A 23,178-nucleotide genomic window follows, 5' to 3' on the forward strand; every position below is an offset into this window, starting at 1 on the left:
TGGATGCAGACATGTATCAGAAAGCTCTTGCCGTGCTCCTGGTAGGTGTGATCACAATGGGCTTCATGATCGACGGTGCACCCGGCACCGCTCACGATCCTGCCTCGGACGACGGCCGTGCACGCTGGGAGCGTGCCGCGGACCTGTTCGATGCATGGCGCGAGAGCGACAGCCGCGCGATGGACGAGCTCGTACGACTGATGACACCCGTGCTCTGGCATGTCGTGCGCGCGTACGGACTCGAACGCACCCTCGCCGAAGACGTGGTGCAGACCACCTGGCTGCAGCTCGTGCGCGGTCACGGCTCGATCAGCGACCCGAAGGCCGTCTCGGCCTGGCTCACGACGACCGCCCGCCGCGAGGCCTGGAAGGTCGCGAAGGCGCACGGCAAGGTCGACACGACCGAGGCCGACGACCTCGACACGCTGCTCCCCGAACAGGCCTCCGCTGAGGAGCACGCCACGATCGGCGACGAGAACCGGCGCCTGTGGACGGCCGTGCGCCGCCTCAACGAGCGCTGCCAGAGGCTCCTCCGGGTGATCGCCTTCGAGGATCGCCCCGACTATGCGCGCATCGCCGCCGATCTGGCGATGCCCATCGGGAGCATCGGTCCGACACGGAACCGGTGCCTCGCCAAACTGCGCGCACTCCTGGACGCACCACCGACAGCGCAGGCAGGGGGATTCGCATGACCGAGCACGAGGATGCCCAGATGTTCGCCCGGCTCCGCACGCTCTGGGGCGAGGTCGACCCGATGCCTGCGGGTCTGATCGACCGCATGGTCGCCGCGGTCGCCGCGGATGGCCTGAACCGCGAATACGCGCTGCTCACCCTGGTCGAAGGACAGCTCGGTGCGGTGCGAGGCGAGGCGGATGCGCTCACCCTGCAGTTCAGCGACGGCTCCACCAGCATCCTGCTGCACGTGACGACCACCGCCTCCGGCCGCCGTCGCGTCGACGGCTGGGTCGACACGGCTGCCGCCGAGATCGTCCTGACCCAGGGCGAGAAGACCAGGTCGACCTCACCGGAGGCGACCGGACGCTTCGTGTTCGACGAGGTACCGCCCGGTCTCACGCGCGTGCGCCTGACGACCGTGATCGGGGACGAGACGCGCACGCTCTCGACCCCGCAGTTCGAGCTGTGACCGCGGGCGCCGCCCGTCGATGAAGACGCGGGGTGACCCGCACGGAGAGGATGACGTATGGATCAGCCCAAGGGATGGACCTGGCAGGACCGCGCGGAGGGATCGATCCGCCGAGGAACGGCGCTCGATCCGAGCACGGAGCCCGTGGACGGCATCCGCGCGTTTCCCACGGCGTATCTGCCGGAGCGGCTGCTGATCACGCGAGCGCTCGGCGATGAGGAGGCCTACGACCGCGAGGTGCGGACGCTCCGCGACGCGGCCGACACCTTCGGCTGGCAGCTCGAGGTCGAAGACGACGCCCGCTCAGCGGCCAACGGCGAGCTGGTCCCGGGAGTTCCGGGATTCCTGCGAGCCCGACTTCGGACTCCCGATGAACCGGTTCGCGGCGAATCGCCCGTCGCGCCTGACGCCTGGCGGGTGCTCCAGCGCGCACGTCGCATGTCGCGCTCGACCATGTCTCGCACGAGCCTCGACCACGTGCTGTCGATCGATCCGGTCGGGCTCAATCCGTTCACCAGGACGAACCCCTTCACGCGTACCAACCCGTTCACCCGCACCAACCCGGTGCGCGGCGCCGGAGGCGGCGCTGGCGGCAGCGACGACTACCTCGAGCCCGGACGCGGGGCACGACAGCCCGTGACCTGGTTGGGCCCGGCCCCTGTGCGCGGACCCGCTCCGAAACGCGGACGGCGTCCCGTCGTCGCAGTGCTCGACACCGGCTGCGGTGAGCACACCTGGCTGCCCGCCGACATCGTGACGCGCAAGATCGACCTCGACGGCGTGCCGATCGGGCTGACCGACGACGCCGATCCGGAACGCTACCCCGACCTATATGGGCAGCTCGACGGTGAGATCGATGCGGTCGCCGGGCACGGCACCTTCATCGCGGGTCTCGTCCGACAGGCGGCTCCGGATGCCGACATCCTCTCGATCCGCGTGGCTGGAGCTCTCGGGGTGGTCGATGAGAGCACCCTGCTCGAGACCGTCGCTCAGGTCGTGACCCTGCTGGCCCGCCACCGCGAGGATCCGAAGACGGGTTTCCCGATCGATGTGCTGAACCTGTCGCTCAGCTACTACCACGAGACGCCGACCGACGGGCTGTTCAGCCTCACGCTGTACCAGTTGCTCGCCAAGGCGCGCGAACTCGGCTGCGTGGTCGTGTGCTCTGCGGGCAACGACGCGATCGATCGGCCCTCGTTCCCGGCGTCGCTCTGGCCCTGGCCCGGCGCCGACAACGGCATCCGCCGCGACCGCGACGCGCCACTCGTATCGGTCGGAGCCCTGAATCCGTCGGCGCAGTCGGTCGCCCTCTTCTCGAACATCGGTCCGTGGGTACAGGCCTACGCCCCGGGAGCCGCCGTGGTGAGCACCTCGCCCGCTTTCGTGGGCGGCACCCAGGCGGTGACGCGGGCAGACGTCGAGGGGCTCCGCCGCGAGACGATCGACCCCGACGATTATCGTGGCGGCTTCGCGGTATGGAGCGGCACGTCGTTCTCGGCACCGTACGTCGCAGGGCGCATCGCCGCACAGCTCGGCACCGTGCCGGTCGGCGGTGTCAGCGCCGGCACCGCGGCGAAAGCCGTGGCCACCGTCCTCAAGTCACTGCCGACCCCGGTCGACTCCGACTGACACGGAGAAGCACCCCCGGGACGAGCCGTCCGTACCGATGCGGGCGGCCCGTCTTGGCACCGGGGACCCCTGCCGCAACGCCCGCCGGGTGCCTCTTCCGGAACACCTGTCGGGTGGATGCGCGACTGTCGGATCAGAACGCGGTGTGTCGCCCGACAGCTGCTCCTTCGCCCGACAGGTGTCCCGCTGCTCCACGTTCCGCTCCATTGGGTAACCGCTCGATCCACGCTCTTCCCTGCAGCCCCGACGCACGGCATTCTGGAGGGATGCCCCTGTCCGCGATCGAGCTGCACCGGCGCGGCGTCGAAGCGGCGAACGCCCGGCGGTTCGCGCAGGCGCGGCGTGCCCTCGACGCGGCATCCGCCCGCACCGACGACACCGACCTGCGGGCGCGCATCGACGGAACGGTCGCCTACGTCCTCGCCCAGACGGGCGAGCCGGCAGCCGCCGAACGGCTGTGCCGCGAGGCGCTCAGCCGAACCGGACTGAGGGCCGAGACGATCACTGTTCTCAGCGGACAGCTCGGCACGCTCCTCATGCACGGCGGTCGGCTGGCCGAGGCCGAGGTCGAACTCACCCACGCGATCGACACGCTCACGGCGATCGGCGAGGAGACGACAGAGCTCGCGAACTGTCTGATGAACCGGTCGGTCGTGCGGATGCAGCAGCGCGAGCTCGAGACCTGCATCGAAGATCTGCGGCGAGCGGTCTCCGTGTACGAGGCCAACGACGACGAGGAGCCTCTCGCGGAGGCCAGGCACAACCTCGGCTACGCGGCGCTGCTCGGGGGCGACCTCGTCACCGCGCTCACTCTGATGACCCGTTCCCGCCCGAAGCTCGCCGAGATCAGCGACCTCGCCGCCGCGATCAGCGACCTCGACCGGGCAGAGGTGCTGCGCGACGCGGGCCTCACCACCGAGGCCGAAGCACTGCTCGAACGGGTCGCCGTCCAGTTCGGGGCGCAGCGGATGCGACAGGCCAGGGGCGAGTCGGAATTCCACTTGGCGCGTTCGCTCCTGCGCCATGATCCCGCTGCTGCGGAGCGCGCAGCCCGCACCGCCACCCGACGCTTCACCGCGCTCTCGAACCACGGATGGGCGGCTCGCGCCGAAGCGGTGCGGCTCGAGGCGCGGCAGCGGGCGAAGCCGCACCGACCCATCGACGACGCGGAGTTCGCCCGCACCGCGAAGGCCCTCGACCGCGGAGGCTTCCGCACCGAGGCGACAGGGCTTCGGCTGAGCGCTCGACGCGACGGCTCCGGGCGGCTGCCCCGAGTGGACGAATCCGCACCGACACCGCTGCGACTGCGCGCCCAGGAGGTGCGTGCCGCCCGCGCCGCGACTGCCGGCCGTGACCACGATGCGCTGCGGGCGGCCGCCGACGGCCTCGATCTGCTCACCGTCTGGCAGCAGTCGTTCGGCGCGCTCGACCTGCAGGCATCCGTCGCGATGCACGGCAGTGATCTGATGTTCGCCGGGCTCTCCGCCGCCGCTCGACTGCGCGACCCGGCCGTCTTGTTCGAGTGGTCGGAACGGGCGCGGCATCTCAGTCAGCAGGTAGCCCCGGTGCGGCCCCCGCACGACGAATCCCTCGCGGTGGATCTGGCGGAGCTGCGGATGCTGCGCGCCGAGCTGGCGGGCGCCGACTGGACGACGGACGCCAGAGTCCGCACTCTCCGCGACCGCGTGCGCGAACGGCAGTGGGCGGCCACTGGGTCCCGCGGCACGCGTGAGCGGCTCGGACTCGCGGAGGCGACCGCGCTGCTCGACTCCGACTTCGCCGTCCTGTCCTACGTGTTCACCGGGTCGACGCTGCACGCCATCGTGGTCACCACATCGGGGTCGACGATCGTCGACCTGTCCTGGCCGCGCGTGCAATCGGCGCTCGACGGCCTCCGCGCGGATCTCGACATGGCCGCGATGACCCGTGGAGGGCTGATGGGCGCGGTGACCGAACGCGCGCTCGCCTCACGGCTGGCGATCCTCGACGCCGAGCTCCTTGCCCCGCTGCTGCTCACCGCGCCGTCCGCGGACCGCTTGGCGATCACGGTGCCCGGAGCGCTCGGCGGAGTTCCGTGGGCGATGCTCCCCGGCATGTCCGGTGTTCCGTTCACGCTCGCGACTTCCGTGTCACGCCTGCTGGGCGGCCCGACCCGCAGGTCGTCCCGACCAGCCACGATCGGTTTCGCCGCCGGCCCCCGTGTCGCCCGCGCCGGCGACGAGGTCGAACGTGCCGCTGCGGCCTGGCGTAGCGCGGGCTCCTCGCCGCGGACCCTGGGCCCTGCCGAGGCGACGGTCGCCGCAGTCACCGAGCTCGCCGCAGCCACCGATGTGCTGCACATCGCCGCGCACGGCAGGCACGCGGTGGACAACCCGCTGTTCTCCGGGTTCGAGCTCGCCGACGGCATCCTCTTCGGCTACGACGTCGACCTCATTCCGCGGGTCCCGGGGACGGTGATCCTCTCGGCCTGCGAGCTCGGGCGCTCATCGGTGCGCTGGGGCGAGGAGGCGTTGGGCATGACGCGGGTGTGGCTGCACGCCGGTGCCGACTGCGTCATCGCGGCCCCCGTCGCCGTTCCCGACGACGTGGCCGGCGAACTGCTCAGCGCCGTGCACACCGGCCTCTCCGCGGGTGCAGCACCGGCCGTCGCGCTCGCGAGGGCCGCGGTCGACACCGGCTTGAGCGCGCCGTTCCAGTGTCATGGCGACGGATTCTGAACTTTTCCTCCATTCGGTGTATCAGAACGGATGCTGCGCGCTCCTGTTCTTCGGAAGGTGCCATGCGAAGGGCCTCGAAGGCTGAGGCGCGAGGGAGGCGCAGTCGGATCTGGGGATCATGCGCACTGGGGAGCGCGAACACGACACGGACACCATCTGCTCGGGGGCGTCGCGGCATGCAGCCGCGACACCCTCAGAGGGCCTCGACGATCTGGGGACGTCGGGGCCCTTGGTGTGTCCGGGCTCAGAGATTCCGAGATGCTCTCAGCCGAGCTGAGTGCGGAAGTAGTGATTGGCGATGTCACGAACGGCCGCGGGATCGCGCTGAGGCTGCGCAGTCTCGAAATGTTCGGCTCTGTCGAGCTCGTCCGCCACGAACCGCGTGAGGATGGCGGGTGCGATGCCGGTGCCGAGTTCCCGGGTCACGGCCTTCGCCGCGATGAGTTCCGCGGCGGCATCCGTCACGGCCTTCGGCACGGAACTCTCCGCCAGCAGCGTGGGAAGGTCCATCGGCGGAACGGACTCCTGCGGGTGATCCGCGAGCCACCGCAGTGCCGCGGCCGGCCGAAGCGTGTAGAAGAAGCGCTTGAGGGTCGTCGTTCCGTTCTGCTGCTGGCGCGCGACGTGCAGGTAGTGGCGTGCGATCGAACTTCGCTCGACGACCTCGGACGCCAGCTTCAGCAGGCCGTCACGAAAGGCGCTCTCCCCCGTGTAGATGATGGGCGAGCGCAGCCACTCGATCGGCGTCGCATTGCCTCTGACGAGAAGCTTCACCGTCTTCGCCAGATCCCAGCCGTTCACGTCGAACGTCTCGTCGAGGGGCGTCTCGATCACATCGCGAGCGGGCCAGAGCGAGAGATAGTCCCGGGGCTCGCGCACGAAGATGAACCGGCAGTCGTAGTCGCTGTCCGGCGACGGAAAACCCCAAGCACGACTTCCACTCTCGATCGCCCAGGGGATGCGCACGCTGTGCTCCACGGATACGCCGACGAGCCGCCGGTCGATCTCGGAGACCACCAGCGGATCGAGGGATGACGGAATCGCACGCATTGCTCGAAGATACCTGGAGCGGGCTCCCGTTCGCGTCGGACGAAACGCGATCAGCCAGACGCCGGGCTCAGGCGACCAGCACCGTGTATCCGGCAGCTCGAAGGGCTGCGAGCACCTCGGCATCCGCTCCGGAGTCGGTGATCACGGTGGGGAAGAGCTCCGCGCCGCCGACGGTCGAGAAGGCCTCGACGCCGAGCTTGCTGCCGTCGGTCACCACGACCGCACGGCGAGCGCGCTCGGCCATCATCCGGTTCACGGCAGCTTCGCGCTCGTCCTGCGTGGTCGCACCGGCTCTCGCATCCATCCCGTTCACACCGATGAAGGCGATGTCGAGGCGCACCCCGCGCAGCAGCTGTTCGACGAAAGGGCCGACGAGCTCGTAGCTGCGCGAGTGGATGACGCCACCGGTGACGACGACCTTGATGTCGGGCCGCGTGGCGAGCTGGGCGGCGATGTTCACGGCGTTGGTGACGACGGTGATGCCGCCGTTCCCCGCAAGGTCGTCGCGGGCGGCGAGGGCTGCGGCGATCGCCGTCGTGGTCGTACCGCCGGACAGCCCGACCACCATGCCGGGCATGACGAGCGCCGCGGCGGTCTGCGCGATGCTGGCCTTCTCGTGCGTGCGCAGGTGACTCTTGTAGCGGATGGGCAGCTCGTAGGCGACCGACTGCGCCACCGCGCCGCCGTGCGTGCGGGTGAGCAGGCGCTGCTCGGCGAGGGTGTCGAGGTCGCGGCGTGTGGTCGCAGACGAAGCCTCGAACTGCTCGACGAGCTCTTCGACCGTGACTTCGCCGTTGGCAGCCAGCAGGTCGAGGATCGCGTTCAGCCGCGCCGCCCGCTTCATCAGGAGACCGGTCCCGTGGGCTGCAGGGCGAACAGTCGGAGCATGCGCGCGGCCTCACTTGCGAGCGCGTCGCGAGCGGGGGCGAGGTACTTGCGGGAGTCGACCAGGCGCTCATCGGCGTCGAGCTTCTCGCGCACCGCCCGCGTGAAGAACCCGTTCAGGTGCGTGGAGACGTTGATCTTGGTCATCCCCGCGCGCACCGCGTCGGCGATCACGGCATCCGCGACTCCCGATGAGCCGTGCAGCACCAGCGGAACGGGGAGTGCCTCGTGCAGGCGCCCGATCAGGTCGAGGTCGAGAGAAGCCGTGCGATCGGTCATCGCGTGCGAGGAGCCCACTGCGACCGCGAGGGCATCGACGCCTGTAGCTGCCACGAATGCGCGCGCCTCTTCGGGGTCGGTGCGCACACCCGGAGCGTGTGCCCCGTCCTTGCCGCCCACTTCGCCGAGCTCGCCTTCGACGTAGACTCCGGCCTCGTGCGCACGGGCCGCGACCGCCGCCGTGAGCGCCACGTTGTCGTCGTAGGGCAGCGCTCCGCCGTCGAACATGGCCGAGCCGAAGCCCAGCGCGATGGCCTCGTCGACCAGCTCGGGCCGCTCAGCGTGGTCGAGGTGCACCGCCACGGGCGTCTGCGCGCGCCGAGCCACCGCGAGCGTGGCCAGCGCGATGGGCTCCAGCCCACCGTGGTAGTCGGCGCAGTTCTGCGAGATCTGCAGGATGACCGGCAGCTGCGCGAGGGCGGCCGCGCGCACCAGCCCCTCGGCCGTCTCGAGGTGGATCACGTTGAACGCGCCGATGCCGGTGCCGGCGGCGGATGCTGCAGAGACGAGGTCGCGAGCGGAGACGAGGGTCACGAAGGGTCCTTCCGGAACGATGCGGGGTCAGGGTGCGAGACGCGCAGCTGCTGTTCGAGCTCGGTCCAGCGCGGGGAGATGTCGCCGGCGAGCGGGGTGAGCACGGCGGCAGCCGACCAGGCCGTGGCCCGGCGGAGGATCTGCTCGGGGTCACGCACCCCGTCGGCGTACAGCGCAGCACAGGCGGCGACACCCGCATCTCCGGCCCCCGTGGGGTTGCCGGCGAGAGGTTCGTCGAGCCGAGCATGCACGAGATCGGATGCCGTGACTGCGAGCATTCCGTCGGCCCCGAGCGAGAGCAGCACGAGCTCCGCGCCGCGGGCGATCAGCGAGCGGGCGCCCTCGACCGGGTCTGTGATGCCCGTCGCCTCGGCGAGTTCGGCGGCGTTGGGCTTCAGTACGGCGGCTCCGGCATCGGCCGCCCGCAGGAGCGCAGGACCCGAGGTATCGACGATGACCGGCACCCCGGCGTCCTTCCCCACCGCGATGAGCATGGGGAGCAGCGAATCGGGCGCTCCGGGCGGCTGGCTGCCGGAGATGACCAGCACGGTCGCGCCGGGCAGACGCTCGACGACCTCGGCGAGCAGCGCGGCCCATTCCGGGTCGGTCGGGTTCAGCCCGCGTTCGTTGATGATCGTGGTGTCACCGAGCGTCTCGTCGACCACGGCGATGCTGCGACGCGTCTCGGCGGCGACCGGCACCAGGGCGTGCGGCACCCCGCTGGCCCGGAGTTCAGCCGCGAACTCCTCGCCTACCCGACCGCCGATCGTGGTCACGGCGAGCGCGTCAGCACCCTGGGCATGCGCGACGCGCGCGACGTTGAGCCCCTTGCCGCCCGCGCGTGCGGCTCCGGCATCCGCCCGGTGCGTTCCGCCCTCGATGAGCCGGTCGACGCGCCAGGTGAGATCGAGCGCGGGGTTCGGGGTGACGGTGAGGATCATGTGAGCTCCCGTGCACGGAGGGCCGCACCGAGCAGCCCCGCGTTGCCGGAGAGCTCTGCGGGGACGAGGGCGGGGATGCGGTGGAAGCTGAGTCGCGCGGCCAGGCGCGTGCGCAGCTCGTCGAACAGGGCACCGCCGGCTCGCGAGAGACCGCCGCCGATGACCACGGCCTCCGGGGCCACGACGGCGGTCAGCTGCGCGAGCGACATGGTGAGGGCGTCGAGCGCCGAGTTCCAGATCTCCGCGGCGACCTCGTCGCCGGCCGCGGCGCGGGCGATCACGTCCTTCGCGCCGTCGGGATCGATACCGGTCGCCTCGCGGTAGCGCCGGGCGATGGCACCGGCCGACGCGACGGCCTCCAGGCAACCTCGTGCGCCGCACGCGCAGATCGGCCCGTCCGCGATCGGCGAGTGTCCGATCTCGCCCGCATATCCGCCGGCGGTGTAGGGGACCCCCCCGACCAGCAGGGCACCGGCGATCCCGGTGCCGATCACGAGCACGACCGAGTCGGCGTAGTCGCGTGCACCGCCGAGGCGACGCTCCGCCCAGCTCGCCGCACGCACGTCGTGGTCGAACGCCACGGGCAGCCCGAGGCGGGCTGAGGCGAGATCGCGCAGCGGGGAGTCGTGCCAGCCGAGGTTGCTCGCGAACACCCCCAGTCCGGCATCCGCGTCGACGATTCCCGGCACGACGAGCCCGACCGCCTGCGGCACCACTTCGGGGTGCGCGGCACGGAGCTCCGCCGCCAGCACCTCGAGACGGTCGAGGAGCACCTGGGTTCGGTCACCATCGGCGATCGGGGTGGGCGTGCGGCGGAGCCCGAGCGCGGTTCCGTCGGCGTCGAACAACGCCGACTTGATGTCGGTTCCGCCCACGTCGAACGCCAGCACGGGCGCTCCGACGCCGAGGGTCCGCACGGCGGCGAGCTTCTCGCCGGTGGCGTCGCGTTCGACGTCGGGAACGGCGGCGGTCCCGTCAGCTCGGGTCATGGTCAGCTCCGGCGGCGGGTGGCGTCATGCATCCAGGATGACGGATCGCGTGAGGTTGCGGGGCTGGTCGGGGTCGAGGCCTCGGGCGACCGCGCGGTCGAGGGCGGTGCGGTGCAGGCGCACGAGGTCGGCGAGCGGGTCGATCGCCCGCTGCTCGAACCGGGCGCCGGTGGCCTCGACCTGACCGGCGAGTCCCTCCGGAGCCTCACCGAACTGCCAGGTGACGCGTCCGGGTGCCGCGATGGCGATCGGGCCGTGACGGTAGTCCATCGAGGGGTACGCCTCGGTCCACGACTGCGACGACTCGCGCAGCTTCAGCGCGGCCTCGTGGGCGAGACCGATCGTCCAGCCACGGCCGAGGAACGTGTACTGCTCTGCGTCACGGAGCTCGTCGTCGCCGTCTTCGGCGAGCACGGCCTCGGCATCGGCGATGGCGCCGGAGAGGTCTTCACCGAGCGAAGCGCGAAAGAGTGCCAGCGCGGTGGTCGCGAATCGTGTCTGCACGACCGACTGCTCGTCGGCGAACGGCAGCAGCACGGCCTCGTCGACGAGCGAGACGAGCGGCGACTCGGGGTCGCCGATCACGCCGATGGTAGGGATGCGCCCCTTGATGCGCTCGACGAGTTCGAGCACCTCGCTGGTGGTCCCGGAACGGGTGAGGGCGACGACGGCGTCGTATCCACGGTCGAGGAAGGCTTCGGAGGCCGCGTACGCGTCGGTCTCACCCTGCCCCGACGACTCGCGAAGGGCCGCGTAAGACTGGGCCATGAACCACGAGGTGCCGCAGCCGACGACCGCGATCCGGGCGCCCGAAGCGGGGAGCAGTGCCTGCTCGGCCTTCAGATCTGCGGCCGTGGCCCACATCCGGGGCTGGGAGTTGAGCTCTTCGCGCATGTGTGCGCCGGGCAGCGATTCGGTCATCGAGGTGCCTTTCTGGCGATAAGTTGCAGACTTGTGATTGTTTCAAGCTTGATTCGATCATAGTATGGCGTCAAATCAAAGCACCAGCAGCTTTACCTTGATTTGTTTGTTCTCCTGACAAATAATCAGACCAGTTCCACTCTCGACCCGACCCCGGCCGATGTCGAGATCCCCGAGCCCCGGCTTGAACGATCGCGGTTGCCCTCCGGCGAAGCGGTCACCCACGCACTGTCGCGTGATTTGTGCTTGCGACTGTGCACCACACCCCCCTCCCGAAGCGGCCCTGCCGTCGAGGGTTCGGACATCACAGTGAGGAATGCAATACACATGAAGAAGTCACTGCGGTTCGGCGCCGCCGCGATTGCGGCCGTCGCCACGCTCTCGCTCGCTTCGTGCGGGTTCGGCGGATCTTCCGGCGACAGCGGAGGCGGGGATGGATCCACCACCCTCGACCTTCTCGTCCCCAGCTACTCCGACGGCACCAAGGCCAACTGGGAGACGGTGATCTCCGGATTCGAGAAGGCCAACCCCGACATCAAGGTCAAGCTCGAGGTGCAGTCCTGGGACAACCTCGAGAAGGTCGTCTCCACCAAGATCCAGGCCGGCGAGGCACCGGACATCTACAACGGCGGTCCCTTCGCGGGCTTCGTCGACGACGAGCTGCTCTACCCGACGAAGGACGTCGTCTCCGACGACACCTACTCCGACTTCCAGGAGTCGTTCCTCAAGAACGCCGAGGTCGACGGCACCGCATACGCCCTGCCGCTGATCGCGTCGGCCCGTGCGCTGTTCGTCAACAACGCACTGCTCGACCAGGCCGGCGTCGAGGCGCCCACCGACTGGGATTCGCTGCTGGATGCCGCGACCAAGGTGTCGGCGCTCGGCGGCGGTGTCGCCGGCTACGGCATGCCACTCGGATCCGAAGAGGCCCAGGCTGAGGCGGCCGTGTGGCTGTGGGGCGGCGGCGGATCGTTCGGTGACGCATCCGAGATCACGATCGACACCCCGGAGAACCTCGCCGGTGCCGAGCAGATCAAGAAGATGATCGACGCCGGTGCGACCCAGGCCGACCCGGGCTCGACGCAGCGCTCGCCCCTGATGGACATCTTCATCCAGGGCAAGATCGGCATGCAGGTCGGACTCCCGCCGACGGTCGGCCAGATCAAGGAAGGCAACCCCGACCTGGACTACTCCATCGTCCCGATCCCGACGAAGGACGGCTCGCCCTTCACGCTCGGCGTCATGGACCAGCTGATGGCGTTCCAGAACGACGACGACAAGAAGGAAGCGATCACCAAGTTCTTCGACTACTACTACTCGGCAGACGTGTACGTGCCGTGGGTGCAGGCCGAGGGCTTCCTTCCGGTCACCAAGTCCGGTGCCGAGCAGCTCTCCGGCGAGGAGGCTCTCAAGCCGTTCCTCGACGTGCTGCCCGACGCCCAGTTCTACCCGTCGACGAACCCGAAGTGGTCCGCGGCAGACGGTGCGTTCAAGTCGCTGTTCGGTCAGATCCAGTCGAAGCCCGCTCAGGACGTGCTGACCGAGATCCAGGCGCAGGTCGACGCGGGCTGAGCCCGCTGAACGGAGAGGTTCGGGTACCCGAATGAGCCAGAAGACAGAGTCCTCGAACCTCGCGGGGGCGGCCACCGGCCGCCCCCGCACCCGGAAGACCCCGGATGCCCTTCGCGGCAGGCCGGGCGGAAAGGATCTCCTCCAGGCGCTGCCCTGGATCGCTCCCGCTCTGCTCCTCATCATCGGCGTGGTGTTCTTCCCCGCCGGGGTGATGTTCTTCAACTCGACGCGAGACATCTCGCTGTCGGGCCTCGACAAGGGATCGGTCGGCTTCGACAACTTCGTCACGGTCTTCACGTTCACCGAGTTCTGGCCGATCTTCTTCCGCACGATCCTGTGGGTCGTGTCGGTCGTGGTCTTCACGGTCGTCATCTCGCTCGGCCTCGCGCAGATCCTGAACAAGGCCTTCCCCGGCCGTCAGCTCGTGCGCATGGCCGTCATCGTGCCGTGGGCCGCCTCGGTCGTCATGACCACGATGGTGTTCTACTACAGCCTCGAGCCGTACTTCGGCATCTTCAACAAGTTCCTCTACGACATCGGGCTCTCAGACGATGCCGTCGGATACGGGTGGACGAAGAACCCCGCGACAGCCTTCACCTGGTCGATCGTGATCGCGATCTTCGTGTCGCTCCCCTTCACGACCTACACGATCCTCGCCGGGCTCCAGTCGGTCCCGGCCGATGCGATCGAGGCGGCGAAGATGGACGGCGCGAGCCCGGCCCGCACCTACTGGTCGATCGTCCTGCCGCAGCTGCGCAGCGCCCTGGCCGTCGCGGTCCTGATCAACATCATCAACGTGTTCAACTCGCTGCCGATCCTGAAGGTGATGACCGGATCGATCCCCGGCTACGACGCCGACACGATCATGACGCTCATCTTCAAGTACATCGAGCTGCAGAAGAAGGTCGATGTCGCGAGCGCCCTCTCGGTCGTCGCGTTCCTCATCGTCATCGTGATCGTCGCGGCCTACGTGAAGATCGTCAAGCCCATGAAGGAGGTCTGATCGTGACCGTTACCGAGACCGCCCTCGTGACCACCGCCGGAGGACGCGGCCGCCGTACGCCGCCGATCCCCGGCCGCAAGCGCCGCTACACCGAAGACCAGGTCACGCTGCCCCGCGTGATCCTCCGCACCGTCGCCGGCTTCCTGGTGCTCGCGATCTTCGTGCTGCCGTACCTGATCATTTTCTTCGGCTCCGTGAAGACGAAGCCGCAGATCCGCTCCGTCGACCCGACGTACCTGCCGACGGAGTGGCACTGGGAGAACTACATCACGATGTGGTCCACCCCCGAGACGCCACTGCCGTACAACCTGATCTCGACGATCGTGATCGCGGTGTTCGCGACGCTGCTCGTGCTGCTGGTGTCACTGCCGGCGGCGTACTACACGGCCCGGTTCAAGTTCCCCGGCCGCATGGTGTTCCTGTTCCTCGTGATCATCACGCAGATGCTGCAGCCGGCGGTGCTGACCTCCGGCCTGTTCCGTCAGTTCACGGTGCTCGGGCTCGGTGACACGTGGACGGCGATGATCTTCATCAACGCGGCGTTCAACCTGTCGTTCGCGGTGTGGATCATGCACTCCTTCTTCGCCGGCATCCCCAAGGAGGTCGACGAGGCCGCGCAGATCGACGGCGCAGGGCGCTTCACCGTGCTGTTCAAGATCAACCTGCCGCTCGTGTGGCCGGGCATCGTCACCGCGATCGTGTTCACGTTCGTCGCCTGCTGGAACGAGTTCGCGGCATCGCTCGTGATCCTGTCGACCGACAAGAACCAGCCGCTCTCGGTCGCACTGACCAAGTTCGTCGGTCAGTACGAGACCAGCTGGCAGTACGTGTTCGGCGTCTCGATCGTCGCGATCCTGCCGGTGGTCATCCTGTTCATGCTCATCGAGAAGCGCCTGGTCGGCGGACTGACCGCGGGCAGCGTCAAGTAGGGACAGAGCACCTTCTTCTATACGGGCGTAGACAAACGTCTAGATTCACCGTTTACTTGGTGTCGGGGGCCGTACGCCCCGATCCCGGGTTTGTCCGGGTCGCCGCATCGACGGCAGATCAGGGTCCACCCCTCACGCGTTTCCGCGATCGGGTGGATCCTGATACGAGACAGTGCGACGAACGAGGCACCCGGCAGCGCGAGCCGTCGCTGATCCTCAGTGGGCCGACGTGGATGCCGCGCGCAGCTGCTCCGGATTCCACCGCACGCCGAGCGCCGACGTCAAGGCAGCCTGCGCTGCTCCGGCCGCAAGCGACACCCGAGGGTCGGCATAGCGGACCGGCACCTGCGCCGTGCCGCGGGCGGGGTACTCGGTCTCGCGGCGGACGCGGTCGAGGAAGCGCGGGCCGAGCTCTGTCGCCGGACCGCCGATGACGACCTCGATCGGATCGAGCAGCGCGCTGATGAGTTTGACGGCCCTGGCGAGCGCGCGAGCGCCCTCGTCGAGATGCTCCTCATCGGCCTGGGTCGCAAGCGTGCGGATCTCGGTGGCATCCATGGCATCGGAGAACTCGTCGCCGAGCATCGCCCCCAGGGCGGCTGCCGACTCCAGGCATCCGCGCTGCCCGCACCGGCAGGCGCGCGCTGCCTCTCCGAACACGACCTGCACGTGGCCGATCTCGCCGGCACGGTCGCGCGGGCCCGGTGCCAGCTCACCGTCGAGCGTGACGGCTGCACCCACACCACCGCCGAGGTGGATGAAGAGCCGATACCCGGACGGGGACTCCTCCATGCCGGCTTCGGCGATGGCCTCGGCGTCGACGTCGTTGACCAGCAGCACCGGCGCATCGAGCACCCGCTCGAACCGCTCGGCGAGACGCACGTTCTGCCACTTGAGCTGCACGCTCTCGAGCACCGAGCGCCCGTCGGTGGTGCCGGGCAGCTGCACTCCCGCGGCGAGGAGGCGTCCTCTGAAATCATCAGCCACTGCTGACACCGCCTCATCGAGGATGGTGTCGCGGTTCTCTGCCGAGTAGTTCACCCGTCGGATGTCGACCTCGGTGCCGTCGAGCGCCATGAGGGCGATGTCGGCGTGCAGCGGCTGGATCACCAGCACCAGGATCAGGTGGTGACTCGCATCGACGCTGAGGGTGGTCGCCCTTTTGCCGCCGGTGCTCGCGGCCTGCTCGCCTTCGACGATCAGCCGGCTCTCGATGAGCTCGGCGACGAGGGAGGATGCGGTCGCCGCCGTCAGCCCGGTCGACCTTGCGATGCCCGCACGCGTCTGCGTTCCCGGATTCCGGAAGACCAGCTGCAGGGCACGACGCAGGTTCGCACGCCGAACCGATGCCTGCGTGTCGAGGCCCTCATCCGTGCTGAGCATGTGTTCCCGTTCCGGAGCTCGCAGGTCGCGAGCTGTTGACAGATCGTGGTGCGATCCGTAGTCTCTCCCTAAGTTTATTCATTGAACTTAGTTGGTCAATCGACCTCTCAAAACTCCGGACGGGCGAGTGCTGCACACACCGTCGCCCGTCCGGCACCTCTTCTTCAGCGGCCCTCGGCTGCTTCGGTGTGGTGGCGGATGACCTCGGCCACCACGAAGTTGAACCACTTCTGCGCGAACTCCGGGTCGAGGTGCGCGTCCTCCGCGAGAGCGCGCAGTCGTGCGACCTGCTGCTCCTCCCGATTCGGGTCGGACGCGGGCATCTCATACTCCGCCTTCAGCTGCCCGACCTGCTGGGTCGCACGGAAGCGCTCGGCCAGCATGAAGATCAGTGCGGCGTCGATGTTGTCGATGGTGGCGCGAAGCCGGAGCAGTTCGGCCTTCGGGTCGTCGGCGGCGGTCATGCCCCTACTCTAGAGCCGCGTGACATCCTGGTTTCGATCCGTGGCACCGCTATCGTGAGCACATGAGCAACGAAGAGTCGCCGGAATCCGCGCCCCACGATGACGCCGCATCCGCCGCGGCTCCCTCCGCGCCCGCGACCTCCCGCCACAAGTCCGCTCCGGCACCCGTGATCGCCGCAGATGCTCCGCGCCCCGTCGTGATCGAGCCGATGACGCCGAGTCGCTCGTTCTGGACCCGCATCGATCGGCCGTTCGTGTTCGGCTTCCTGGTGACGCTGGGCGGACTCGGAGCGATCGTGATCGGCCTCGCCCTGTCGAACCTGTCGACCGTGCTCATCTACGTCGCCCTCGCGCTGTTCGGCGCACTCGGCCTCGACCCCGCCGTGCGTTTCCTCGAGCGCCGCGGTCTCACGCGCGTGATGTCGGTCGTCATCACGATCCTCGCGCTCATCGTGGTGTTCGCCCTCGTGCTGTGGATGATCGTCCCGGTGGTGATCGATCAGATCGTGAGCTTCGTGCAGTCCGTGCCCGGCATGATCAAGGACTTCACGCACAGCGATGTCTACGCGACCCTCGACGCCCAGTTCGGCGACCAATTCCAAGACCTGGTCGCCCAGGTGCAGGCGTTCCTGACGGACTTCGGCAACCTCGCGACGATCGGCGGCGGTGCTCTGGCCGTCGGCACCTCGATCGCCACCAGCATCTCCGGCGCCATCGTCGTGCTCGTGCTCACCCTCTACTTCCTGGCGTCGCTCCCCTCCATGAAGCAGGGCCTGCTGCGTCTGGCCCCCGCCCGCGACCGTGCTCGCGCCGGAGACATCACCGACCAGATCACCGACTCGGTCGGCGGCTATGTGATGGGGATGGTGGTGCTGGCGTTCTGCAACGCGACGCTCGCGTTCCTGCTCTACTTCTTCCTCGGCCTGCCGTTCCCTCCGCTGATGGCGGCGATCGCGTTCTGCGTCACGCTGATCCCCCTGGTGGGCTCGGTGCTGTTCTGGATCCTCGGCACGTGCCTAGCGCTGTTCACCAACCCCATCGCCGCGCTGATCTTCGCGGCCATCTACCTCGTCTACATGCAGATCGAGGCGTACATCATCACGCCGCGCGTCATGAACCGCGCGGTCTCGGTCCCTGGTTCGCTCGTCGTGATCGGCGCTCTCGCCGGCGGCACGCTGCTCGGTCTGCTCGGAGCGCTCGTGGCCGTGCCGGTCACAGCATCCATCCTCATCATCATCAAGCAGGTACTCGTTCCGAAGCAGGACGCCCGGCTCTAGCGTTTCCTGAAACGACGAAGCGCCCGGACCCTCAGGGGCCCGGGCGCTTCTGTCATTCGACTCAGCTGAGGTCGTTGTCGGCCAGCCACTTCTTGGCGATGTCTTCCGCCGACTTCTGGTCGACCGTGCTCTGCACGTTCAGACCGACCAGCTCTTCGGCGGTGAGCTTCTTGCTGACCGCGTTGATGACGTCGGAGATCTCGTCGGCGACGTCGCTCGAGACGATCGGCACGACGTTCGAGGCCAGGATGATGTTCTCCGGGTCTTCGAGCGCGACGATGTCTTCGGTCTGGAACGCCGGGTCGGCCGAGTAGATGTCGGCGACCTGGATCTCGCCGGCGAGCAGCGACTCCAGCGTGGTCGGGCCGGTGGCCGAGAAGCCGAGGTCGACGCCGTAGACCTCCTTCGCCGCTGCCGGGCCGTACGGGCGCTGCTCGAACTCCGGCGCGGCACCGATCGTGACCGGGGTCGTGACCTTCGAGAGGTCGCCGATCGAGGTGAGACCGTTCTCCTCGGCGAAGCTCTTCAGCACCGTATAGGTGTCCTGGTCAGAGGCCTCGGCGTAGTCGAGAGCGGTCAGGCCGTCCGGCAGTGCTTCTTTCAGAGCGGCGTAGACGTCGTCGGGGCTGGTGGCCGTCGCGTCTTTGTCGAGGTACTCGAGCAGGTTGCCGGTGTACTCCGGGAACAGGTCGATCGCGCCGGACTCGACGTCGGGCATGTAGGCGTCGCGCTGTCCGATGTTGAACTGACGGTCGACCTTGATGTCGGCACCCTCGAGCGCCTGGGCGTAGATCTCGGCGATGATCTCGTTCGAGTAGTAGGCCTGCGAACCGATGACGATCGTGTCGCCGGCGGAGCTCGAGTCTTCGCTCGGGGCGTCGAGTGGGTTGCTGTTCGCGCAGCCGCCGAGAACGAGCACCGCGGCGAGCGCGGCACCACCGGCAAGGGCGAGTCGTGACTTACGTGCTGTGAACATGGGGACTTCCTCTTCTCTGGGACAACAGGGATGGAGCTGTGGGACGGTGTCAGGCTGTGGGACGGATCAGGCGGTGGCCGGCGCCGGTGCGGCAGCGGCGGCCGCACGCGACCGACGTGTCGTGGTGGGCGCGCGCACCCCGGCGGGAACGGCGGCGTGCTGGAGGAGGGCGAAGATCAGGTCGACGATCAGGGCGAGCACGGCGACGAGGATCGCCCCGCCGAGCACCTGGTCGAACTTGCGGAGCGGAATGCCCTGGATGATCGGCCAGCCGAGTCCGCCGAGGTTCACGTAGGCGGCGATGGTGACCGTGGCGATCACCTGCAGGAGAGCCGCGCGGATGCCGCCGACGAGCAGGGGCAGCCCGAGGGGCACCTCGACCTTCCAGAACACCTGCCACTCGGTCATGCCCATCGAGCGCGCCGAGTCGAGCACCCGACGGTCGATGGCTTCCAGCCCGGTGTACGCGCCCGCGAGGAGCGAGGGGATGGCCAGGAGCACGAACGTGATGATCGCGGCTTCGGGAACCCGGAGCACGCCCAGGATCAGCACGAGCAGCACCATGAGGCCGAACGACGGGATGGCACGTGCGGCGCCGGATACGGCGACCGCGATCTCGCGACCCTTGCCGGTGTGGCCGATGAGCCACCCGAGCGGAATCGCGATGATGCCGGCGATGAGCACCGAGATCAGCGTGTAGTACATGTGCTGGCCGAACAGGATGGGCAGCGAGTACGGCCCCTCCCAACGGTCGGGGGAGAAGAGCCAGGCGAGGGCCTCGGTGAACACGTTCATGCGGCGGTCCTCAGGGCTGCGGTCTGGCGCGCGGCGGTCGACGGCGTCTTCGTGGCGCGCGTCCACGGCATCAGCGCGCGGCCGAGGAGCAGGAGCAGCAGGTCGATCACGAGGGCGATCACGACGACCGCGATCACGCCGCCGAACACCTCGGCGAGGATGCGGCGCTGCAGGCCGTTGGTGAAGAGGTAGCCGAGGTTGTTCACGCCGACGAGGATGCCGACGGTGGCGAGGGAGATCGTGCTGACGGCCGCCACGCGGAGCCCCGCGAGCACGACGGGCCCGGCGAGGGGGAAGTCGACTGTCCAGAACCGGCGGAAGCCGCCGTAGCCCATCGCGGTGGCCGACTGCCGGATGGCGGGGTCGACCGAGTCGAGGCCGTCGGACACCGCACGCACCAGGATCGCGACCGCGTAGATGGTGAGGCCGATGATGAGGTTGATCGGGCTGCGAGCGGGATACCCGGCGAGGGACGGAAGGAGGATCAGCAGCGCGAGCGACGGGATCGTGTAGAGCAGCCCGGTGAGGACGATGACCGGCCCCTTCACCAGCTGGTAGCGCCAGGCGAGCCATCCGAGCGGCAGCGACAGCACGAAGCCGAGCACGATCGCGATCGCACTCTGCTGCAGGTGGATCGCGGTCAGCTCGAGGATGAGGCCGAGATTGTCGACGATCCAGTTCACGGAGCGCCCTTCGTCGCGCTCTCCTCGCTCAGAAGCGCGTCGGTCACGGCATCCGGCACATCGATGATCGACCCCTGGGTGCGGCCCTCGCCATCGACCACCACGGTGCCGTGCGGCGTCTGCTTGAGGTGCAGAGCACGGCGTCCGCGTTCGGCGCCGATGAACGCCGAGACGAAGTCGTCTGCCGGGTTCTCGATGATCTCGCTCGGGCTGCCCACCTGCACGATGCGGGCGCCCTTGTCGAGGATGACGACCTGGTCGCCGAGCAGGAACGCCTCGTCGATGTCGTGTGTGACGAACACGACCGTCTTGTCGAGCTCGCGCTGCAGTCGCAGGGTCTCCTGCTGCAGGTCGGCCCGCACGATGGGGTCGACCGCGCCGAAAGGCTCGTCCATGAGCAGGATGTTCGGGTCGGCGGCGAGCCCCCGGGCCACGCCGACGCGCTGCTGCTGGCCGCCCGAGAGCTGACTCGGATAGCGGTCGGCGAGCGCCTGGTCGAGGCCGACCGTGTCGAGCAGCTCTCGTGCCCGCTGGTGCGCCGGGCCCTTCTTCACGCCGGTGAGCCGCAGCACCGTGGCCACGTTGTCGATGACCGTGAAGTGCGGCATGAGCCCGGAGTTCTGCATGACGTAGCCGATGCGTCGGCGCAGAGCCACCGGGTCGCCCTGGAGCACGCTCTCGCCGTCGATCTCGACCTCACCCGAGGTGGGCTCGACCATGCGGTTGATCATGCGGAGCAGGGTGGTCTTGCCGCAGCCGGACGAGCCGACGAATACGGTGGTCTTGCGCGAGGGCAGCACGAGGCTGAAGTCGTTGACGGCGAGGGCGCCGCCGGGGAACCGCTTGGTGACGTTGCGGAACTCGATCATGGCTGGTCTCCAGTCGGTCGATCGATGTGCGAGCGGAAGAGTCTACGGGCCGACCTCGACGCGGGGATCGAACGCCACGAATCCGGAGAAGTCCTTGCCGACGCGATCGAACGCCGAGGGGTAGGGGGTCGGATACGACCAGGCGTAGTCGGTGTGGAGCTCACCATCGGTCTGCACCGAGTAGTACTGAGCGGCACCCTTCCACGGACAGGTGTAGGGCGTGGGGCTCTCGACGAGCACTCCGGGTGCGATGGATGCGGGTGGGAAGTACCAGTTCCCCTCGATGCGGGCGAGATCGCTCTCGTCGGCCTCGGCGATGACGGTTCCTGCGAGTACAGCCTTCATGGTCCTGCCTCCTCGGATGTGGGTTAGAGCGTATAAGACGGCTGCGACATAAGGGGCGAGGGTTGCATCGCCGCCGTCAATGTGAGAAACAATCCGGATTCTGTTCGACGCGATCACGCGAACGGATTGCCCCGATGTCGGGATCAGACCCTGATGCGGATCACGCGGAGTCGCGGCCGTAGCCCTCCAGCAGTCGCAGCCAGATCTCGCTGATCGTGGGGTACGACGGCACTGCGTGCCAGAGGCGGGCGATCGGCACCTCTCCGACGATGGCCACGGTGGCCGCGTGCACGAGCTCGGCCACCTCGGGACCGACGAACGTCGCACCGATCACGACGTCGCGGTCGGTGTCGACCACGAGTCGCGCCTGGCCCTCGAAGCCGTCTTCGTAGAGGCTCGCCCCGGCGACCCAGCCCAGGTCGTAGTCGACGGCCTTCACCGCGATACCGCCCTTGACCGCCTGGGCCTCGGTGAGACCGACGGAGCCGACCTCGGGAATCGAGAACGTGACCTGCGGGACGGCAGCCTGGTCGGCGGTAGCGACGTGACGGCCCCACGGGGCATCGTCGACATCGTCACCCTTGGCGCGGGCGACGATCACATCGCCGGCAGCGCGCGCCTGGTACTTGCCCTGGTGGGTGAGGAGCACGCGCCCGTTGACGTCGCCGACCGCGTACAGCCAGTCCGATCCGGGGACACGGAGCGTGTCATCCGTCGTGATCCAGCGGCCGGGTTCCAGGCCCACGACGTCGAGGCCGATGTCACCGCTCCGTGGCGAACGACCGGTCGCGGCGAGCACCTCGGTCGCGGTGATCTCGTCGCCACCGTCGAGGGTGATGGTCACGCCGTTCGCGCCGCGGTGCACGGATGTCGTTCCCGTGCCGGTGCGCACGTCGACGCCGAGTTCTTCGAGGCCCGCCGCGACGCGTTCGCCCGCGAAGGGCTCCATCCCGCCGAGCAGACCGCTGCGGGCGATCACGGTGACCTTCGATCCGAGTGCGGCGTAGGCGGTCGCCATCTCGACGGCCACCACACCCCCGCCGATCACGGCCAGGCTATCGGGAAGCTCCTCGGCGCTGGTCGCCTCGCGGCTGGTCCACGGAGTGGCTTCGCGGAGTCCGTCGATGGGCGGGATGACGGCATCCGATCCGGTGCTGATGGCCACCGCGTGCCGGGCCGTGAGCACACGATTAGCGCCGTCGGCATCCGTCACAGTCACCTCGCGCTCGCCCGTGATGCGGCCGTGGCCGCGGGCCAGGTCGATGCCGGCCGAGTCGAGCCACTTGACCTGACCGTCGTCGGACCAGTTGCTGGTGAACGAGTCTCGACGGTCGAACACGGCGCGCACATCGAGCTTTCCGGTGACCGCCTGGGAGGAACCACCCACGTGCTGCGCGGCACGGAGAGCCTGCGCCGAACGCAGCAGCGCCTTCGACGGCATGCATGCCCAGTAGGAGCACTCGCCTCCTACGAGCTCGCTCTCCACGATGATCGCGGTGAGTCCGCCCTGCACGGCTCGATCGGCGACGTTCTCGCCCACCGGCCCTCCACCCAAGACGATCAGGTCGTACTCGTCGGTCTTCTCCGCAGCATTCATGCGTCGCACCTCTCCGTGAGCCGGTTACGTGGCCCAGTCTCGCTCATGAGCAACGCCGAGTCACGGGTGAGTTGTTCCCTCCGGCGTGGCGTGGGGACGCCTGCGGCAGGTCATAGAGTGTGGTTCGTTGTTTCGATCGGCGGCGGAGGCCCGCACGCAGATCCGCTCCGCGCGCTATTCGCCGCACGATCTTCGA

Annotated in this window: 22 protein-coding genes; 8 read left to right on the top strand and 14 right to left on the bottom strand. The window is 68.6% G+C overall.

The window, feature by feature from the left end:
- Positions 1 to 11 precede the first annotated feature (11 nt).
- The 4 genes from ACIQTX_RS00780 to ACIQTX_RS00795 all read left to right on the top strand — a co-directional run bounded on the left by ACIQTX_RS00780 (position 12) and on the right by ACIQTX_RS00795 (position 5,490).
- Positions 12 to 692: an RNA polymerase sigma factor gene (locus ACIQTX_RS00780; RefSeq protein ID WP_402967620.1), complete on the top strand. Its 681-nt coding sequence runs from the start codon at positions 12 to 14 to the stop codon at positions 690 to 692.
- Entirely contained in the window at positions 689 to 1,144 is a 456-nt protein-coding gene (locus ACIQTX_RS00785) for a hypothetical protein (protein WP_105527090.1), read from the top strand. Before ACIQTX_RS00780 ends, ACIQTX_RS00785 begins: the two co-directional genes overlap by 4 nt.
- 57 nt (positions 1,145 to 1,201) lie before the next feature.
- Positions 1,202 to 2,773: a S8 family peptidase gene (locus tag ACIQTX_RS00790; protein WP_402967622.1), complete on the top strand. Its 1,572-nt coding sequence runs from the start codon at positions 1,202 to 1,204 to the stop codon at positions 2,771 to 2,773.
- A 266-nt stretch (positions 2,774 to 3,039) separates the two neighbouring features.
- A complete protein-coding gene (locus ACIQTX_RS00795; protein ID WP_402967625.1) occupies positions 3,040 to 5,490 on the top strand; it encodes a CHAT domain-containing protein in 2,451 nt (816 codons plus the stop codon).
- Between the two features lie 264 nt (positions 5,491 to 5,754).
- Here ACIQTX_RS00795 and ACIQTX_RS00800 read toward each other — a convergent pair whose 3' ends face one another.
- The 6 genes from ACIQTX_RS00800 to ACIQTX_RS00825 form a co-directional block, all read right to left on the bottom strand.
- A complete protein-coding gene (locus ACIQTX_RS00800; protein WP_105527093.1) occupies positions 5,755 to 6,540 on the bottom strand; it encodes a DNA polymerase beta superfamily protein in 786 nt (261 codons plus the stop codon).
- Positions 6,541 to 6,607: 67 nt separating this feature from the next.
- Positions 6,608 to 7,384, bottom strand: coding sequence for a DeoR/GlpR family DNA-binding transcription regulator (locus tag ACIQTX_RS00805; protein ID WP_105527094.1), 777 nt, complete (start codon positions 7,382 to 7,384; stop codon positions 6,608 to 6,610).
- Positions 7,384 to 8,238 carry a ketose-bisphosphate aldolase gene (locus ACIQTX_RS00810; protein ID WP_402967630.1) on the bottom strand — a complete coding sequence of 285 codons (855 nt, stop codon included), beginning with the start codon at positions 8,236 to 8,238 and terminating at the stop codon, positions 7,384 to 7,386. The genes ACIQTX_RS00805 and ACIQTX_RS00810 overlap by 1 nt, the downstream gene beginning before the upstream one ends.
- Positions 8,235 to 9,179 (bottom strand): 1-phosphofructokinase family hexose kinase, encoded by a 945-nt coding sequence (locus tag ACIQTX_RS00815; RefSeq protein WP_402967633.1) that lies wholly within the window; start codon positions 9,177 to 9,179, stop codon positions 8,235 to 8,237. The genes ACIQTX_RS00810 and ACIQTX_RS00815 overlap by 4 nt, the downstream gene beginning before the upstream one ends.
- A complete protein-coding gene (locus ACIQTX_RS00820; protein WP_402967636.1) occupies positions 9,176 to 10,168 on the bottom strand; it encodes an ROK family protein in 993 nt (330 codons plus the stop codon). The genes ACIQTX_RS00815 and ACIQTX_RS00820 overlap by 4 nt, the downstream gene beginning before the upstream one ends.
- 24 nt (positions 10,169 to 10,192) lie before the next feature.
- A complete protein-coding gene (locus tag ACIQTX_RS00825) occupies positions 10,193 to 11,089 on the bottom strand; it encodes an SIS domain-containing protein (RefSeq protein ID WP_028501322.1) in 897 nt (298 codons plus the stop codon).
- 327 nt (positions 11,090 to 11,416) lie between these two features.
- On the opposite strand from ACIQTX_RS00825, the gene ACIQTX_RS00830 reads away from it, so the two are divergent.
- From ACIQTX_RS00830 to ACIQTX_RS00840, 3 genes are read left to right on the top strand one after another with little or no spacing between them, the layout of a single operon-like run.
- Positions 11,417 to 12,661, top strand: a complete 1,245-nt coding sequence (locus ACIQTX_RS00830) for an extracellular solute-binding protein (protein ID WP_028501321.1) — start codon at positions 11,417 to 11,419, stop codon at positions 12,659 to 12,661.
- Positions 12,662 to 12,692: 31 nt separating this feature from the next.
- Positions 12,693 to 13,664 carry a carbohydrate ABC transporter permease gene (locus ACIQTX_RS00835; protein ID WP_105527098.1) on the top strand — a complete coding sequence of 324 codons (972 nt, stop codon included), beginning with the start codon at positions 12,693 to 12,695 and terminating at the stop codon, positions 13,662 to 13,664.
- A 2-nt stretch (positions 13,665 to 13,666) separates the two neighbouring features.
- On the top strand, positions 13,667 to 14,593 hold the full coding sequence (locus ACIQTX_RS00840) for a carbohydrate ABC transporter permease (protein ID WP_402967641.1): 927 nt from the start codon (positions 13,667 to 13,669) through the stop codon (positions 14,591 to 14,593).
- A gap of 216 nt (positions 14,594 to 14,809) precedes the next feature.
- On the opposite strand, the gene ACIQTX_RS00845 is transcribed toward ACIQTX_RS00840, so the two are convergent.
- Positions 14,810 to 15,976 carry an ROK family protein gene (locus ACIQTX_RS00845; RefSeq protein ID WP_402967644.1) on the bottom strand — a complete coding sequence of 389 codons (1,167 nt, stop codon included), beginning with the start codon at positions 15,974 to 15,976 and terminating at the stop codon, positions 14,810 to 14,812.
- A 164-nt stretch (positions 15,977 to 16,140) separates the two neighbouring features.
- Positions 16,141 to 16,440, bottom strand: coding sequence for a chorismate mutase (locus tag ACIQTX_RS00850; protein ID WP_028501317.1), 300 nt, complete (start codon positions 16,438 to 16,440; stop codon positions 16,141 to 16,143).
- A gap of 62 nt (positions 16,441 to 16,502) precedes the next feature.
- Here ACIQTX_RS00850 and ACIQTX_RS00855 point away from each other — a divergent pair, with 62 nt between their 5' ends.
- Positions 16,503 to 17,717, top strand: a complete 1,215-nt coding sequence (locus ACIQTX_RS00855; protein ID WP_402967648.1) for an AI-2E family transporter — start codon at positions 16,503 to 16,505, stop codon at positions 17,715 to 17,717.
- Between the two features lie 61 nt (positions 17,718 to 17,778).
- On the opposite strand, the gene ACIQTX_RS00860 is transcribed toward ACIQTX_RS00855, so the two are convergent.
- The 6 genes from ACIQTX_RS00860 to ACIQTX_RS00885 form a co-directional block, all read right to left on the bottom strand.
- Positions 17,779 to 18,693: an ABC transporter substrate-binding protein gene (locus tag ACIQTX_RS00860; RefSeq protein WP_028501315.1), complete on the bottom strand. Its 915-nt coding sequence runs from the start codon at positions 18,691 to 18,693 to the stop codon at positions 17,779 to 17,781.
- 66 nt (positions 18,694 to 18,759) lie between these two features.
- Positions 18,760 to 19,488 (bottom strand): ABC transporter permease, encoded by a 729-nt coding sequence (locus ACIQTX_RS00865; protein WP_028501314.1) that lies wholly within the window; start codon positions 19,486 to 19,488, stop codon positions 18,760 to 18,762.
- Positions 19,485 to 20,171 (bottom strand): ABC transporter permease, encoded by a 687-nt coding sequence (locus tag ACIQTX_RS00870; protein WP_105527106.1) that lies wholly within the window; start codon positions 20,169 to 20,171, stop codon positions 19,485 to 19,487. Before ACIQTX_RS00870 ends, ACIQTX_RS00865 begins: the two co-directional genes overlap by 4 nt.
- Entirely contained in the window at positions 20,168 to 21,040 is an 873-nt protein-coding gene (locus ACIQTX_RS00875; protein WP_105527107.1) for an ABC transporter ATP-binding protein, read from the bottom strand. The genes ACIQTX_RS00870 and ACIQTX_RS00875 overlap by 4 nt, the downstream gene beginning before the upstream one ends.
- Positions 21,041 to 21,082: 42 nt before the next feature.
- Entirely contained in the window at positions 21,083 to 21,385 is a 303-nt protein-coding gene (locus ACIQTX_RS00880; protein ID WP_402967653.1) for a DUF427 domain-containing protein, read from the bottom strand.
- Between the two features lie 160 nt (positions 21,386 to 21,545).
- Positions 21,546 to 22,982: a dihydrolipoyl dehydrogenase family protein gene (locus ACIQTX_RS00885; protein ID WP_402967656.1), complete on the bottom strand. Its 1,437-nt coding sequence runs from the start codon at positions 22,980 to 22,982 to the stop codon at positions 21,546 to 21,548.
- Positions 22,983 to 23,178 lie beyond the last annotated feature (196 nt).

Source organism: Microbacterium sp. NPDC090281, from assembly GCF_044769635.1.
In the GTDB taxonomy this organism is placed as follows: domain Bacteria; phylum Actinomycetota; class Actinomycetes; order Actinomycetales; family Microbacteriaceae; genus Microbacterium.

Bases quoted from the DNA above. Each gene is read 5' to 3' on its own strand.
- ACIQTX_RS00805 (WP_105527094.1), bottom strand. From the start codon at position 7,384: ATGAAGCGGGCGGCGCGGCTGAACGCGATCCTCGACCTGCTGGCTGCC.
- ACIQTX_RS00845 (WP_402967644.1), bottom strand. From the start codon at position 15,976: ATGCTCAGCACGGATGAGGGCCTCGACACGCAGGCATCGGTTCGGCGT.
- ACIQTX_RS00825 (WP_028501322.1), bottom strand. From the start codon at position 11,089: ATGACCGAATCGCTGCCCGGCGCACACATGCGCGAAGAGCTCAACTCC.
- ACIQTX_RS00790 (WP_402967622.1), top strand. From the start codon at position 1,202: ATGGATCAGCCCAAGGGATGGACCTGGCAGGACCGCGCGGAGGGATCG.
- ACIQTX_RS00800 (WP_105527093.1), bottom strand. From the start codon at position 6,540: ATGCGTGCGATTCCGTCATCCCTCGATCCGCTGGTGGTCTCCGAGATC.
- ACIQTX_RS00795 (WP_402967625.1), top strand. From the start codon at position 3,040: ATGCCCCTGTCCGCGATCGAGCTGCACCGGCGCGGCGTCGAAGCGGCG.
- ACIQTX_RS00835 (WP_105527098.1), top strand. From the start codon at position 12,693: ATGAGCCAGAAGACAGAGTCCTCGAACCTCGCGGGGGCGGCCACCGGC.
- ACIQTX_RS00830 (WP_028501321.1), top strand. From the start codon at position 11,417: ATGAAGAAGTCACTGCGGTTCGGCGCCGCCGCGATTGCGGCCGTCGCC.
- ACIQTX_RS00820 (WP_402967636.1), bottom strand. From the start codon at position 10,168: ATGACCCGAGCTGACGGGACCGCCGCCGTTCCCGACGTCGAACGCGAC.
- ACIQTX_RS00875 (WP_105527107.1), bottom strand. From the start codon at position 21,040: ATGATCGAGTTCCGCAACGTCACCAAGCGGTTCCCCGGCGGCGCCCTC.
- ACIQTX_RS00885 (WP_402967656.1), bottom strand. From the start codon at position 22,982: ATGAATGCTGCGGAGAAGACCGACGAGTACGACCTGATCGTCTTGGGT.
- ACIQTX_RS00785 (WP_105527090.1), top strand. From the start codon at position 689: ATGACCGAGCACGAGGATGCCCAGATGTTCGCCCGGCTCCGCACGCTC.
- ACIQTX_RS00815 (WP_402967633.1), bottom strand. From the start codon at position 9,179: ATGATCCTCACCGTCACCCCGAACCCCGCGCTCGATCTCACCTGGCGC.
- ACIQTX_RS00850 (WP_028501317.1), bottom strand. From the start codon at position 16,440: ATGACCGCCGCCGACGACCCGAAGGCCGAACTGCTCCGGCTTCGCGCC.
- ACIQTX_RS00865 (WP_028501314.1), bottom strand. From the start codon at position 19,488: ATGAACGTGTTCACCGAGGCCCTCGCCTGGCTCTTCTCCCCCGACCGT.
- ACIQTX_RS00780 (WP_402967620.1), top strand. From the start codon at position 12: ATGTATCAGAAAGCTCTTGCCGTGCTCCTGGTAGGTGTGATCACAATG.
- ACIQTX_RS00880 (WP_402967653.1), bottom strand. From the start codon at position 21,385: ATGAAGGCTGTACTCGCAGGAACCGTCATCGCCGAGGCCGACGAGAGC.
- ACIQTX_RS00855 (WP_402967648.1), top strand. From the start codon at position 16,503: ATGAGCAACGAAGAGTCGCCGGAATCCGCGCCCCACGATGACGCCGCA.
- ACIQTX_RS00860 (WP_028501315.1), bottom strand. From the start codon at position 18,693: ATGTTCACAGCACGTAAGTCACGACTCGCCCTTGCCGGTGGTGCCGCG.